General features: G+C 66.1%; 15 protein-coding genes. 4 read left to right on the forward strand and 11 right to left on the reverse strand.

The window, feature by feature from the left end:
* The first annotated feature begins 119 nt into the window (after positions 1-119).
* Positions 120-533, forward strand: a complete 414-nt coding sequence (locus NUU27_RS16985; protein WP_257763338.1) for a glyoxalase/bleomycin resistance/extradiol dioxygenase family protein — start codon at positions 120-122, stop codon at positions 531-533.
* A 151-nt stretch (positions 534-684) separates the two neighbouring features.
* On the opposite strand, the gene NUU27_RS16990 is transcribed toward NUU27_RS16985, so the two are convergent.
* Positions 685-1,110 (reverse strand): VOC family protein, encoded by a 426-nt coding sequence (locus NUU27_RS16990; RefSeq protein ID WP_257763339.1) that lies wholly within the window; start codon positions 1,108-1,110, stop codon positions 685-687.
* A gap of 122 nt (positions 1,111-1,232) precedes the next feature.
* On the opposite strand from NUU27_RS16990, the gene NUU27_RS16995 reads away from it, so the two are divergent.
* Entirely contained in the window at positions 1,233-1,838 is a 606-nt protein-coding gene (locus NUU27_RS16995; protein WP_257763340.1) for a TetR/AcrR family transcriptional regulator, read from the forward strand.
* Between the two features lie 11 nt (positions 1,839-1,849).
* Here NUU27_RS16995 and NUU27_RS17000 read toward each other — a convergent pair whose 3' ends face one another.
* From NUU27_RS17000 to NUU27_RS17030, 7 genes are all read right to left on the reverse strand, one after another.
* Positions 1,850-2,554: a DUF599 domain-containing protein gene (locus NUU27_RS17000; protein WP_257763341.1), complete on the reverse strand. Its 705-nt coding sequence runs from the start codon at positions 2,552-2,554 to the stop codon at positions 1,850-1,852.
* Between the two features lie 83 nt (positions 2,555-2,637).
* On the reverse strand, positions 2,638-2,934 hold the full coding sequence (locus NUU27_RS17005; RefSeq protein ID WP_257763342.1) for an HlyU family transcriptional regulator: 297 nt from the start codon (positions 2,932-2,934) through the stop codon (positions 2,638-2,640).
* A gap of 16 nt (positions 2,935-2,950) precedes the next feature.
* Positions 2,951-3,151: a hypothetical protein gene (locus tag NUU27_RS17010; RefSeq protein WP_257763343.1), complete on the reverse strand. Its 201-nt coding sequence runs from the start codon at positions 3,149-3,151 to the stop codon at positions 2,951-2,953.
* 44 nt (positions 3,152-3,195) lie between these two features.
* Complete coding sequence (locus tag NUU27_RS17015; RefSeq protein WP_257763344.1) at positions 3,196-3,489, reverse strand: GYD domain-containing protein; 294 nt, start codon at positions 3,487-3,489, stop codon at positions 3,196-3,198.
* A gap of 238 nt (positions 3,490-3,727) precedes the next feature.
* Complete coding sequence (gene rpoD, locus NUU27_RS17020) at positions 3,728-5,728, reverse strand: RNA polymerase sigma factor RpoD (protein WP_257763345.1); 2,001 nt, start codon at positions 5,726-5,728, stop codon at positions 3,728-3,730.
* A gap of 356 nt (positions 5,729-6,084) precedes the next feature.
* Positions 6,085-8,016, reverse strand: coding sequence for a DNA primase (gene dnaG, locus NUU27_RS17025; RefSeq protein WP_257763346.1), 1,932 nt, complete (start codon positions 8,014-8,016; stop codon positions 6,085-6,087).
* A gap of 198 nt (positions 8,017-8,214) precedes the next feature.
* On the reverse strand, positions 8,215-8,664 hold the full coding sequence (locus NUU27_RS17030; RefSeq protein WP_257763347.1) for a GatB/YqeY domain-containing protein: 450 nt from the start codon (positions 8,662-8,664) through the stop codon (positions 8,215-8,217).
* Positions 8,665-9,042: 378 nt separating this feature from the next.
* Between NUU27_RS17030 and carA the strand changes: the two genes are divergently transcribed.
* Positions 9,043-10,236, forward strand: coding sequence for a glutamine-hydrolyzing carbamoyl-phosphate synthase small subunit (gene carA, locus NUU27_RS17035; RefSeq protein WP_257763348.1), 1,194 nt, complete (start codon positions 9,043-9,045; stop codon positions 10,234-10,236).
* A 22-nt stretch (positions 10,237-10,258) separates the two neighbouring features.
* Here the strand turns inward: carA and NUU27_RS17040 are convergent, their stop codons facing one another.
* Positions 10,259-10,777 carry a DUF2937 family protein gene (locus NUU27_RS17040; protein ID WP_257763349.1) on the reverse strand — a complete coding sequence of 173 codons (519 nt, stop codon included), beginning with the start codon at positions 10,775-10,777 and terminating at the stop codon, positions 10,259-10,261.
* A 111-nt stretch (positions 10,778-10,888) separates the two neighbouring features.
* Positions 10,889-11,806: a neutral zinc metallopeptidase gene (locus NUU27_RS17045; RefSeq protein WP_257763350.1), complete on the reverse strand. Its 918-nt coding sequence runs from the start codon at positions 11,804-11,806 to the stop codon at positions 10,889-10,891.
* A 322-nt stretch (positions 11,807-12,128) separates the two neighbouring features.
* Here NUU27_RS17045 and NUU27_RS17050 point away from each other — a divergent pair, with 322 nt between their 5' ends.
* A complete protein-coding gene (locus tag NUU27_RS17050; protein ID WP_257763351.1) occupies positions 12,129-12,863 on the forward strand; it encodes an SDR family oxidoreductase in 735 nt (244 codons plus the stop codon).
* On the opposite strand, the gene NUU27_RS17055 is transcribed toward NUU27_RS17050, so the two are convergent.
* On the reverse strand, positions 12,848-13,747 hold the full coding sequence (locus NUU27_RS17055; protein ID WP_257763352.1) for a LysR family transcriptional regulator: 900 nt from the start codon (positions 13,745-13,747) through the stop codon (positions 12,848-12,850). The genes NUU27_RS17050 and NUU27_RS17055 overlap by 16 nt on opposite strands.
* Positions 13,748-13,783 lie beyond the last annotated feature (36 nt).

Here is a 13,783-nt window from a genome sequence, read left to right on the forward strand (position 1 = left end):
CCGCGCCCGGAAAGCGGGCGCGGTGCGGGCGCAATATTTTCTCCACCTGTCGGCTTGGCGCTTTTCCGTTCGTCCTTGTTGCAGGGCCCGCAACCGGGCCGGCAAAGAGGAGAGATGCCATGTCCAATGTCGAAACCATCACCGAAGAGAAGCCGGAAGTCCTGGGCGGCGTGGTGCCCTATCTGATGATCGACGGCGCCGTTAAGGCCGCTGAATTCTACAAAGAAGCCTTCGCCGCCGAGGAGGTCGCGCGCCACCCGGTCGATGATCAGGGCCGCACCATGCACATCCATCTCTACATTCACGGCGGCTCGCTGATGCTGAGCGATCCCTATCCCGAATACGGCTGCCCGGCCGAGAAGCACCAGGGCTACAGCCTGACGCTGGCGGTCGACGACGTCGACGGCTGGTGGGCCCGCGCGATCGGCGCGGGCGTCAAGGTCGTGGTGCCGCTGGAAAAGATGTTCTGGGGCGACCGCTACGGCGAGGTGCGCGACCCGTTCGGCGTCAAATGGGCGATCGTCGGCGACTGAGGCCTGGCCCGTCGCCGTATCGCTGGATCGGTTGTTGTTTTGGGGATGCGTGTGGCATACCCCCTCTGGCCGGCAGGCCAGAGGGGTCCGAAGGAGCGTCCCACGCTTCAAGCAAGATGAAAAGCTACAAGCTCCCGCACCGCGTCGGCGTCTATTCCGGCGCGGCGCCGGCCGCATATTGCGCGGCGAACGCCGCAGACGGCGGGATCGGCTTGATGATGTCGATCAGGACGCCGTTCGGATCGGCGGTGATGAAGTGGCGCTGGCCGAACTCCTCGTCGCGCAGGTCGAGCAGGATCGGCAGGCCGGCGGCCTTGAGCCGTGCGTATTCCGCATCGGCGTCCTCCACCTCGAAATTCAGGATCAGGCCGCTGACGCGCCCGCGCCCGGCAGCCGGAACCGTCTCGTGACTGCCGTCCAGGATCGCCAGGTTGACGCGGCGGTTCCCGGTCGACTGGAGATGGACGTACCAATCCGCCTCGAACGACGGCTCAAAGCCGAAATGTTGGCGATAAAACGCGGCCGTCGCGGCGACCTTGTCGGTCATGATCACCGGATAGTAGCTGGTCGACTTCATCGATTTCTCCTCGAAGGCAATGAAAGGCTCTGATCTGCTCCGACGAAGGGATTGCATTCCCCAACGTCCGGATTAAACATACAGCGTGCATGTAAATGATCATTAACATACAGGCTGCATGTATGCAACAAGGAACCGCACGCCGTTCCAATCGTCAGCGCACCGAAGAAACCCGCGACAAGCTGATCAGCGCGGCGCGGCGGCTGTTCGTCGAAAAATCCTACGCCGAAACCGGCACGCCGGAGATCGTCGCGGCGGCCGGCGTGACGCGCGGCGCCCTCTATCATCACTTCGCCGACAAGCAGGCGCTCTTTCAGGCGGTCGCCGAGCGCGAGGCGGCTGCGGTCGCCGAGGATATCGAGCGCCGTTCCGGCGATGCCGCCTCCCCCGTCGATGCCCTGCTCGCCGGCGGCAAGGCCTATCTTGCCGCCATGGCCGAGCCGGGGCGGACGAGGCTCCTGCTGCTCGACGGACCCGCCGTCCTCGGGCGCGCGGCGATGGACGAGATCGATGATCGCCACGGCAACAGGACGCTGCGCGAGGGGCTTGCGGCGGGCATGCGCGCCGGCCTCATCCGCCGCCTGCCGCTCGACCCGCTGACGGGTCTACTCGCCGCGGCCTTCGACCGGGCAGCCCTGTCGATCGAAGCGGGCGCCGATGCCGGCGCCTGCACCGCAGCCCTTGCCGGGCTGATCGAGGGTCTCGCCGCGACGGCCTCGAAAGGCTGAGAAAACGCCGCCTATTGCGGCCGGCGCGGCCGGCCTTGCCTCACGCCCGTCGGTGCGACGTCCTGCTTCAGCCCGGCAACGAGGTTGCGCGCGGCAGAGAAGAACTCGCGGTAGAGAATGGCGCCGAACACGGCGACCGTCACGGCGACGGCGGCCCACACAGAGACGAACCAGGCGATCATGCCGATCGCGAAATAATAGACGCGGATGCCGTGGTTGAAATTGCGCGCAGCGATGGTGTTGAGCGCCGCCATGACGCGAACCTCGTCCGGGTCGCTCTCCTCGGCATGGTCGGCAGCCCCGAGCATGATGCAGAAATGGTTGAACTGACGCAGCGAGAGCGTGAAGGAAAGGAACGCCATCACGAACATGATCAGGAACACGACCAGGTGACGTTCCACCGCCGCCTTGGTGATCCCCAGGGCCGGCTGCATCACCGACACCGCCTCCACCACGGCATCGATCTGGCCGAACACGGCGATCACCGCCAGGATGATGAGCACGGTGGTCGAGGCGAAGAAGGATACGGCGCCCATCAGGTTGCCGGAAAGGATGGCGTCGAGCGGCGTCTCGCGCCGCACCGCGTTGTGCACCCAGCGCTGGCGTTGCGCGCCCATGATGACCGACAGCGACGGGCGGCGCGTTTCCAGCCAGCTCGCGAACACCGCGTAGAAGACCCAGCACAGAAGCGGAAACAGCGATGCGGCCAGTATCAAGATCGGCAGTCCCCTCGGTGTGCGATGCCCCGTGCCGACCTTGCCCCGAGGGCGGGCCCCGGGTCAAACGGCATCGTTGCGGCTCAGTCGAAAATCCTGTCGCCCTGTTCGTCGATCACCTGACGCCCCTTGCGCACCGCGTGCTCGGCGGCCAGATCGGCGCTCGGGAAGCGATCGGCGCGCACCAGGCGATGCTCCCGGCGCACACCGTCGATCTCCTTCCAGATCAGCGCGCAGGTCTGGAACTGCCCGCCCTCGGCGAACGGCGTCGGCTGGATGGAATAGCCCTTGTGCTCGACGGCCTCCCCCACGGGCTTGCCCTCGCCCGCTGCCTGGCCGGGTTGCCCGCCGCCCCCGAAGAGCCGCTTCAAGAATGACATGCCGTTACTCCCCTTGTTACGGTAAGCTTACGCCAATTTTCGCCCGCCGACAGCCGCCGCCGCAAAATCCCGCGGTCTCGTTCATGCCAGCTGCAGCACGCGCGAAGACGGTCAGGCGGCCGGTCTGGATGCCGGCCGCCTGCACGAATTGCGCCGCCTGCCGCGTGATTTGGTAAAACCCCGCTCCGGATGGAACAGAAAGGATCGTCTGCCGCATGCTCCGGTGGTGCCCCGCCCGGCAGCGCCTGTCAAGCCGACGCCTCAGCCCAGCGAGCTGATGATCTCCCGATAGGCTGCCTCGGGAAACGCCTTCAGCGTCACGCTGCGCACATTGCCGGTCGCGCCGATCGCCAAGGCGAACCGCGCGGCGACCGCATCGTCCGGCGCCTCGGCGACTGCCACGAGGTCGTACTCGCCCATGGTCAGGTAGAAGGCCTTGAAGGAGCCGCCCATCTCGGACAGCGCCGCCTTGGCGGCATCCAGCCGCTTCGGCGAATCGCGCACGTTCCTGATGCCCTGATCCGTCCAGTTCAAAAGCATGATGTAAGTGGTCATGTCACACCTCCCGCCGACGCGTGACCTTGGCGGGTCCCGCCCGCCGGCGCCGGATCGTTCACCCGTACCGCCCATCGAAACTATGCGCCCGGCACGGTCCGGCAGACAACCGACGCATTAGGCGTAGGGCATTCTCCCACGATGCCCGCCGCTCCTGCGACAAGCGTCCTTCCCGCCCAGCCATAATGAAAAAGCCGGGCGCAGGGCCCGGCTTTTTCATGTTTCGATCGTTCGCCGATCAGCTGTCGAGGAAGCTCCTCAGCTTGCGCGAGCGGCTCGGATGCTTCAGCTTCCTGAGCGCCTTCGCCTCGATCTGGCGGATGCGCTCGCGGGTCACCGAAAACTGCTGGCCGACTTCTTCCAGCGTGTGGTCGGTGTTCATGCCGATGCCGAAGCGCATGCGCAGCACGCGCTCCTCGCGCGGCGTCAACGAGGCCAGCACCCGCGTCGTCGTCTCGCGCAGGTTGGCCTGGATTGCCGCATCGATCGGCAGCACCGCCATCTTGTCCTCGATGAAGTCGCCGAGATGCGAATCCTCCTCGTCGCCGACCGGCGTCTCGAGGCTGATCGGCTCCTTGGCGATCTTCAGCACCTTGCGCACCTTCTCCAGCGGCATGGCGAGCTTCTCGGCCAGTTCCTCCGGCGTCGGCTCGCGGCCGATCTCGTGCAGCATCTGGCGCGAGGTGCGGACGATCTTGTTGATCGTCTCGATCATGTGCACCGGAATGCGGATCGTGCGCGCCTGGTCGGCGATCGAGCGGGTGATCGCCTGCCGGATCCACCACGTCGCGTAGGTGGAGAACTTGTAGCCGCGGCGGTATTCGAACTTGTCGACCGCCTTCATCAGGCCGATATTGCCCTCCTGGATCAGATCCAGGAACTGCAGGCCACGATTCGTGTACTTCTTGGCGATGGAGATGACGAGGCGCAGATTGGCCTCCACCATCTCCTTCTTGGCGATGGCCGCCTCGCGCTCGCCCTTCTGCACCTGGTTGACGATGCGTCGGAACTCGCCGATGGAGATCGCCGTTTCCTGCGCGAGATTCTGGATCTCTGCACGCAGATTGTCGATCGCCTTCCCTTCGTTCCTGGTGAACTCCTTCCAACCCCTGGAAGAAAGCGTCGCGATGCGCTCCGTCCAGTTCGGGTCGAGCTCAGAGCCCTGATATTCCTTCAGGAAGTCGTCGCGCCTCACGCCATAGCTTTCGGCCAGGCGCAGCAGGCGGCCCTCGTTCTGCACGAGGCGCTTGTTGATGTCGTAGAGCTGCTCGACGAGCGTCTCGATGCGGGCGTTGTTCAGCGACAGCGATTTCACCGAGGTGATCAGCTCGCTCTTCAACTGCTTGTAGCGACGCTCCTGGCTCGCCGACAGGCTGTCGCCGTCGGCAAGGCTCGACTCGACCTCCTGGTCCTGCAGCTTGCGCAGCTTCTTGTAGGTGTCGGCGATGAAATCGAGCGTCTCCATGACGCCCGGCTTGAGCTCGGCTTCCATCGCGGCGAGCGACAGATTGGCCTCGTCCTCTTCCTCGTCCTCTTCCTCGGGCTGGCTCTCGCCGCCGACATCGGTGATGTCGTCGCCGCCGCGCGCACGCTTGGGCTTTTCTTCGGCCGGTTTGGCGTCCTCGTCGGGACGCTGCACGACAGGCGCCTGCTTGGCCTCGGGGCCGGCATAGGTCGCCTCCAGATCGATGATCTCGCGCAAGAGGATCTTGCCGTCGGTCAGCTCGTCGCGCCAGATGATCAGCGCCTGGAAGGTCAGCGGGCTTTCGCAAAGACCGGCGATCATGGTCTCGCGGCCGGCCTCGATGCGCTTGGCGATGGCGATCTCGCCCTCGCGCGACAAGAGCTCGACCGAGCCCATCTCGCGCAGATACATGCGCACCGGATCGTCGGTCCGGTCGGTCGGCTCCTTCTTGGTCGCCGTCGCGAGCGCGGTGCCTGACGTTCCCGCCAGTTCGTTGCTTTCCTCGCTGTCGTCGGACGAATCGCCGTCCTCGACCGCCTCATCGTCTTCCACGACGTTGATGCCCATGTCGGACAGCATCGCCATCGTGTCTTCGATCTGCTCGGAACTCACCTCGCCGGAGGGGAGGACGGCATTCAGCTCGTCCATCGTCACATAGCCGCGCTTCTTGGCGGCCTTGATCATTTTCTTGACTGCGTCGTCGGAAAGGTCGAGCAGCGGGCCGTCGGAGCCCTCGCGTTCGTTCTCGACCTCTTCCTTCTCTTTTGTCGCCATGCTTTGCCTTCTCCAACCGAGCGGGGTTTCTGCCACCCCGTCGCCGCCGCTCCCACGGCCGTCCGTAGCGGCATCTGCAACCTGATTCGTGATCTAGCTTCGGCCGCGTTAATGCCCGCTTAACCCTGATACTTAGGCGGGCTCCCTGTGTCGTCCAGTTCCGGTATCTTGCTCTTGTTCTGTCGCACCGCGCCTTCGCGCACGGCACCATTGTGTCGAATCGATCCTGATTCCGCTAATCCGCCGCGAGGTCAAGCCGCTCTGCCATGATTCGCGCCAAAAAAGCGAATCAGACACCGAATATCGTGTCCTGGAGCGCTCCGGACCCCACAAAGTCCAAAAAGCAATCCACCGGGTCAGGAGCGATTCGCCCGTCCCGAAAGAATGCCGAAGCCTTCGATCAGCGCCTCGGTCGCTTGGAGATTGCCGAGCTCCGCCTGGATTTCCACCAGATGCCGCGCATCCTCTTCGTTCCAGTCCGTCGCCAGCGCCATCTCGGCTGCTTTCAGCTCCTTATGTAGAGAGCCTGCGCGCCGGTGCAAGTAGAGCGTCTGTCCGAAGGCCTCCCGCGCATCCTCGAACGCCGCCGTTTCCAGTGCCGGCCACTGATAGGCGGACTTCACCCGCGCTTCCGCCTGCGCCCAGACGGCCGACAGGCCGGCCGCCTCGATGCAGGCCAGAAGGAGCGCCCGGTCGTGCTGCGGATTGTGCGCCACCGCGTCGAGGACCACGGCGCGCAACCGGCCGAGATCGGCGCTCGCCAGCGTCATCTGGTCGACCGCGTCGAAAAACTCGTCGATCAGCACCGGATGGTTGATCAGCGAGACCATCAGCGTCGCCTCGCGCAGCGGCATGGCGGGCGCGGAGCTGCGCACCATCGCCGAACGCGCTAGACTCTCCGAGACCGCGAGCCGGCCCGACGCGCCGCCCGGACGGCCCGTGCCGCCGCGTTTGCCGCCCCCCTCGCGGAAACCGCCGCCCTGCCCGCGCCGCTGCGGCGCCTCGCTGCCGAAGAACGCCCTCGCCCGCTCGCGCATGTCCTGTGCATAGTGGCGGCGAAGGTTCTCGTCGCCGATGCGCGCCGTCAGCGCCTGCAGGTTCTTCTCAAGCTCTGCACGCCGCTCCGGCGTGTCGAACACCTTGCCCGAGGTCTCGCGCATCCACAGCAGGTCGGCCAGCGGCCGCGCATTGGCCAGCGTCGTGGCGAAGGCGTCCGGCCCCATCTCACGCACCAGGTCGTCGGGATCCTTACCCTCCGGCAGCAGCGCGAAGCGCAGGGACCGGCCCGGCTGCACCAGCGGCAACGCCAGGTCGGCGGCACGCCAGGCGGCGCGCAGGCCCGCCTCGTCGCCATCGAAGCACAGAACCGGCTCGCCGGCCATGCGCCACAGGAGATCGAGCTGGTTTTCCGTCAGCGCCGTGCCGAGGGGGGCGACCGCATTGTCGAAGCCCGCCTGCGCCAGCCCGATCACGTCCATGTAGCCTTCCACGGCGATCACCGTGCCGCCCTTGGCCACGCTGCGCCGCGCACGCGCCAGGTTGTAGAGCACGGTCCCCTTGTGGAAGAGCTCGGTGTCGGGCGAGTTGAGATACTTCGCCGGCACGTCCGCCGACAGCGCCCGCCCCCCGAACGCGATCACCCGGCCACGCGCGTCCTCGATCGGAAACATGATGCGGTCGCGGAAACGGTCGTAGGAGACGGGGATGTCGGGGCCGAACACGACCAGCCCGCAGGCCTCGATCTGCTCCTTCGTCACGCCTTTCGCGGCCAGATGCTCCTTCAGCGCGTTGCGGCCGGGCGGCGCGTAACCGAGGCGAAACGCCTGCTGCGTGGCGCTCGACAGGCCACGCCCGCGCAGATAGGCGCGTGCCGCGGCTCCCGCCTGCGCCTGCAGCATCTCCTGGAAGAAGCGCACCGCCATCTCCATCACGTCGGTCAGCGAGGCGCGTTCCTTCTCGCGGCGCTCGGCCTGCGGATCGCGCTCCGGCATCGGCACGCCGGCCATGTCGGCGACGCGCTCCACGGCCTCTGGAAAGCTGATCCCGTCCAATTCCGACAGGAAGCGGAAATGATCGCCCGAAACCCCGCAGCCGAAGCAGTGGTAGCGGCCCTTCCTGTCCTCGCAGTGAAAGCTCGGCGTGTTCTCGCCGTGAAACGGACAGCAGGCCCAGTAGTCACCGCGCGAGGCATTCGTCTTGCGCCGATCGAAGGTCACGCGCGATCCCACGACCTGCGAGATCGGCACGCGGTCGCGGAGCTCGTCCAGAAAGGCGTTCGGAAAGCGCATGACAGTCGTTCTTTTCAGGTTACGGTCTCATATAAGCATGATCGACCGCGCCGGCGTAAGCGCGATCTGCCACGTCTTAACGGTATTCACAGGAGGCGACCCGCCATTCGATGTGCAAGGGCGTCATGCGCTTGAAAAACACGCCCCCGGAACAAAAAACCCCGCCTGAGCGGGGCTTTTTTCTTCGCGCCTCTGCGTTCAGCGCAGCATGCCTTTGACGATGCCGCTCGCCTTGCCGAAATCCATGCGGCCGGGAAACTTCGCCTTCAGCATGTTCATGCAGCGGCCCATGTCGCGCAGCCCGTCGGCGCCCATTTCCTGCACCACCTGGGCGCAGACCTTCTTCACGTCATCCTCGCCAAGCTGCTTGGGCAGGAATTCGGAGATGATGGCGATTTCCTCGCGCTCCTGCTCGGCCAGCTCAAGGCGGTTGCCCTCCTCGAACGCCCGCGCCGATTCCTCGCGCTGCTTCGCCATCTTGACGAGAATCTGCAGAATCTCCTCGTCGCTGACCGGGTCCTTGCCGGCGCCGCGATTGGCGATGTCGCGATCCTTGATGGCCGTCTGGATGAGCCGCAGCGTCGAAATGCGGCGTTTGTCCTTTTGTTTCACGGCGTCGTTCAACGCCTTGGCGAATAGCTCGCGCATAACATTTGTCTCCCGTCGCAGGGTCAACATAGCTCTGGCTGGTTTCTGAAGCAAGCGCTAGCGATTTGATAAGTCGTTGTAAATATTACAATAAATATTTTCCAACGACACGTGATCGCTCTTTCGCCTGTGCCAACCGTCCGCGCCCTGCATGGACGATCATGGTTTCGTGCCGGGCAGACCGTCAGCCGGTCTCGGTCTCGACACTTTTCGCTGCGCCATATGGCCCATGCGGCCCCTTCTTTCAAGGGGCTCTTGCGCTCGACGGGAAAAAGTGAGAACCGGAAGCTCACAAGCATCATGCACAGACGATGGCCACGAGCGCCGGGCGCGCAAACGCCGCCGCGCGCCTCGACCCACAAGGACGGAGACAATCCCATGGTGACCAGCACCGCCCCCTGGAGCGAAACCCGGCCCACCGCCCTGATCGTTCTCGCCGACGGCACCGTCATCGAGGGCCGCGGGCTCGGCGCCGGCGGGGAAGCGATCGGCGAGTTGTGCTTCAACACCGCGCTCACCGGCTATGAGGAGATCCTCACAGATCCGTCCTATGCCGGCCAGATCGTCACCTTCACCTTCCCGCACATCGGCAATGTCGGCGCCAATGACGAGGACATCGAGGATCTCAACCCGGCCGCCCGCGCCGGGGCGGTCGGTGCGGTTTTCCGTGCCGACATCTCCAACCCGTCGAACTACCGCGCCGCCACCCATTTCGACGAGTGGCTCAAGCGGCGCGGCATCGTCGCCATCAGCGGCGTCGACACGCGGGCGCTGACCGCGCTCCTGCGCGAGAAGGGCGCTGCCAATGCGGTCATCGCCCACAGTCCCGACGGCGTGTTCGACATCGAGGCGCTGAAGGCCAGGGCCAGCGCCTGGTCCGGCCTCGTCGGCCTCGACCTTGCGAAAGAGGTCACGTCCGGCCAGTCCCAGAGCTGGAGAGAGACCCCGTGGGTCTGGAACGAAGGCTATGGCAATCTCGGCGAGCCGAGCATGCACATCGTCGCCGTCGACTATGGCGCCAAGCGCAACATCCTGCGGCTTCTGGCCGGGCTCGGCGCCAAGGTGACGGTCGTCCCGGCACGGACCGATGCCGCCGATATCCTGGCCATGCGGCCGGACGGCGTCTTCCTGTCCAATGGTCCCGGCGACCCGGCCGCCACCGCCGACTATGCCGTGCCGATGATCCGCGAGCTCCTGAAGACCGAGATTCCGCTTTTCGGCATCTGCCTCGGCCACCAGATGCTGGCGCTGGCGCTGGGCGCCAAGACGGTGAAGATGCATCAGGGCCATCACGGCGCCAACCATCCGGTCAAGGACTTCACCACCGGCAAAGTGGAAATCGTGTCCATGAACCACGGCTTCGCCGTCGACGGGGACACCCTGCCCGAAGGGGTGGAGGAGACCCATGTCTCGTTGTTCGACGGATCGAATTGCGGCCTGACGATCACCGGCCGGCCGGTCTTCTCGGTCCAGCACCATCCGGAGGCTTCGCCCGGCCCGCAGGATTCGCACTATCTCTTCCGCCGCTTCGCCGACCTGATCCGCGAGCGGCAGGGCGCCCCCGCCGTCTGAGCGGTCCGAACGGCGCCGGATTTTACAAGGGGCGGCGTTGCACGAAAACGCGCGGCCCACGTCGCCGCAGGAGCAATGCCAGCCCCTTGAAGAGGCCGAACCCGAACAGCAGCCCGACGCCGGTCCAGATCAGGCCGTGCGGGGTGATCGGCACGGCAGGCTCGAAATCGGCAAGCGTTCCCTTGAGGACCATCGTGTCCGGGCTTCTCACCAGGGCCAGCGGGCGCGCCACCGGCGACAGGTCCTCGAACAGGGCCGCGTGGCGGACCAGCCGGTCGAAGCGGTCGAAGGCGGCACGCATCGAGCGGCCGCGGTCGCGCAGCACCGGCACCGTCGAGGCGTCGTAGACCTTGAGAACCTCGTCCCGCGTCAGCTTGTTGTTCGTCGCATCGGCATCGAAGGCCGCGACCACCTGCTCCAGTTCCTGCATCGCGCCGTTGAGGCGCTGCCTGTACTGCTGCGCCAGTTCCGGCGCCTGCGAGGTGGCCAGGCCGCAGGCCAGCGTCACCGCGAGTGCGGCTATCCTTCCGAATCCAAACATGCTCCGTACCGCCTTTTCAGATCGCGGCGGAACCGCCGGCCTAGCTATTACCCGAGTGGGGCGATTTTTCCTGACAGATGGGTACCATCTGTCAGGATCGCACCACTAGGTTCAAACGGGATCGTTGAACGTATCGCAATCGGCCAGCCGTCCGCTCTTGAGCCCCCGCGCAAACCATGTCCGCCGCTGTTCCGACGTGCCATGGTTAAAGCTCTCCGGCACCACGTAACCCTGGGTGCGGCGCTGCAACGTGTCGTCGCCGATCTGGTTGGCGGCGTTCAGGGCCTCCTCGATATCGCCGCTTTCGAGCAGCCCTTTCTGGCCGGTGTAGTGCGCCCAGATGCCGGCGAAGCAATCCGCCTGCAGCTCGACGCGGATCGACATGGCGTTGGCCTCTGCCTGGCTCATCCGCTGGCGCATCTCGTTGAAGCGCGGCAGGATGCCCGTCACGTTCTGCACGTGGTGGCCGACCTCATGCGCCACCACATAGGCCTGCGCGAAATCGCCGGAGGCGCCGAACTGGCGCGCAAGCTGGTTGAAGAAGCCGAGATCGAGATAGACCTTCTGGTCGCCTGGGCAATAGAACGGCCCGCTGGCCGCCGAGGCGAAGCCGCAGGCCGAGCGCACGCCGTCGGTGAACAGCACCATCGACGGCTCCTTGTAATTCAGCCCCTGCGCTTCGAAGATGCCTTTCCAGGTGTCCTCGGTCTCCGCCAGGACGACACTGACGAACTGCTTCATCTCGTCGTCGGCGGCGGATGTGGTCGTCGTCTGCTGCGTGGTCGGGCCTCCGGTCGGGCCGCCCGCCAGCATCTCCAGCGGGTCGATGCCGCAGGCCCTCAGGACGAAGAACAGCACCACCAGGACGATGATGCCCGATAAGCCGCCGCCGGCGCTGCGCGAGCCGCCCATCGGCAGGCGCACCCGCCCGCCGGGGCGACCGAAGCCGCCCGGAAACATGCCGCCACCACCGCCCTCGCCGCGACGATCCTCGACGTTGCTGCTTTGACGACGACCCTTCCAGCGCATGCATTCGACTCCCGGCTGCTCATGACAGCATGTTGCGCCGGACGGTACCGCCCGGCATCAGCACGCGGCTCAACGGCGCAGAGCCGCAGCTTCACTGCCGCAAGTTGAACAAGATTCGCCCCGCACGCAAGAGAAACTCGCCGCCAGCGGCGCCCGCACCATGAGGGCCGCGGATCCTCACCGGCATCGACGATCATCGGCTTTTCCGATGCAAGCAATCGTATCTTCCCGTTTCCCCAGCCGGTCTTCGTCCGGCTAGACCTCGCTCGCCGGCGCGGCATCACGCGCCCTGCAGCGGATCGGAAAATTGAAGGAGACCACCATGCCAGGCGAAAACACACGCGAGCACATCCTTGTCGTCGGCGGCAGTTCGGGCATGGGACTGGCGCTTGCCGGAAACCTGCTTGCTTCAGGGCACGCCGTCACCATCGTCGGCCGTTCGCCGGAACGGCTCGCCCGGGCATGCGACATGCTCGGCCACGCGCCGGGGCTTGAGGCCGTCGCCGCGGACGCGACGTCAGAAGACGAGGTCGAGCGCCTGTTCGCCTCGATCGGCGACCTGCATCACATCGTCTCGACCGCCGCCGACGTCGGCGGCGTCTATGTTCCCCTGTCCGAGATGGCTGTCGCGACGGCGCGGCGCGTGATCGATTCCAAGGTGGTCGCACCCGTCCTCGTCGCCAAGCACGGTGCGCCGCGCCTCGCGGCCGGCGGATCGATCACCTTCACATCCGGGATCGCGGCCTATCGGCCCGCGCCCAAGGGCTCTGTCGTGGCCGCCATCAACGGCGCGATCGAATCGCTCGTTTACGCGCTTGCCGTCGAGCTCGCGCCGATCCGCGTCAACGCCGTTTCGCCCGGCTGGGTCGACACGCCGATCTGGGACGCGGTCGCCGGGGAAGGAAAGGATGCGGCGCTGCAGGCCATGGCGGCGCGCCTGCCGGTCGGCCGCATCGGCCGGCCGGTCGACATCGCACAGGCCATCGAAGCGGTCATGCGCAACGGGTTCATGTCGGGAACGGTGGTCCATGTCGACGGCGGTCAGCGCCTGGTCTGATCGCCAAGATGTTCCCTCGCGGCGGCCAGGAATGCCCGCGCCGCCGGAGACTGCGTGCGCCGGTGCCGCCACATCATCGTGACGGGCGTCGTGGCGTGCGGACCCGACCATGGCAGGGCGGCGACATTGGCGGATTGCCCGGCAAGCGCCGACCGCGGCACGAGCGCACAGCCGGCACCCACCTCGACGATCCCCCGGATCGATCCGATGCTGCCGTATTCGCCGATCAATCTCGGCCGCTCCGGCCGGGTGTCGGCGAACGCTTCATCGAACATCTTGCGGTAGACGCAGCCGGGTTCGGTCACCGCAAACGCTTCGTCGGCAAGCTCGCCCGGCCCGATCGCCGCGCGATCGGCGAGCCGATGGTTGGCGGGCAGGATCACCAGCAGGCGCTCCTCGGCGACCGCTTCGCTGCGCACGCCAGGCGCGGCGGGCGCAGCGCCGAAAATGAAACCGACGTCCAGGTCGCCGTTGCGGACCCCGTTGCGCAGGCTTCCGCTGTCGGCGGTGGTCAGCCTGATCTCGACGGCCGGACACCGGCGGCTGAACGCGGCGAGCAGATCCGGCAATCTGGTCGAGCAGAGCGTTTCGAGGCCCCCGACGACGAGCCGTCCGGAGATGGTCGCCGAGACATCAGCGACCGCAGCGCGCGCCTCGTCGGCAAGGGTGAGCAGCTCGGTCGCATAGCCGAGCAGCCTTTGGCCTGCCGGCGTCAGGGCGAGCCGGCGGCGAGACCGGTCGAAGAGCGGCACGCCGAGATCCGCCTCCAGCGCCTGGATCTGCTCCGTCACGCTCGACTGCGAGAGATGGACGCGCTCGCCCGCGCGCGTGAGGTTGAGCGTGTCGGCGACCGCCGCGAAGGTCTTGAGATGGCGCAGTTGCATTCTGTCCCCGGGGCTCGTCGCTTGCAGGTCGGCATC

This window comes from Nitratireductor sp. ZSWI3 (genome assembly GCF_024655565.1).
GTDB lineage: Bacteria > Pseudomonadota > Alphaproteobacteria > Rhizobiales > Rhizobiaceae > Nitratireductor.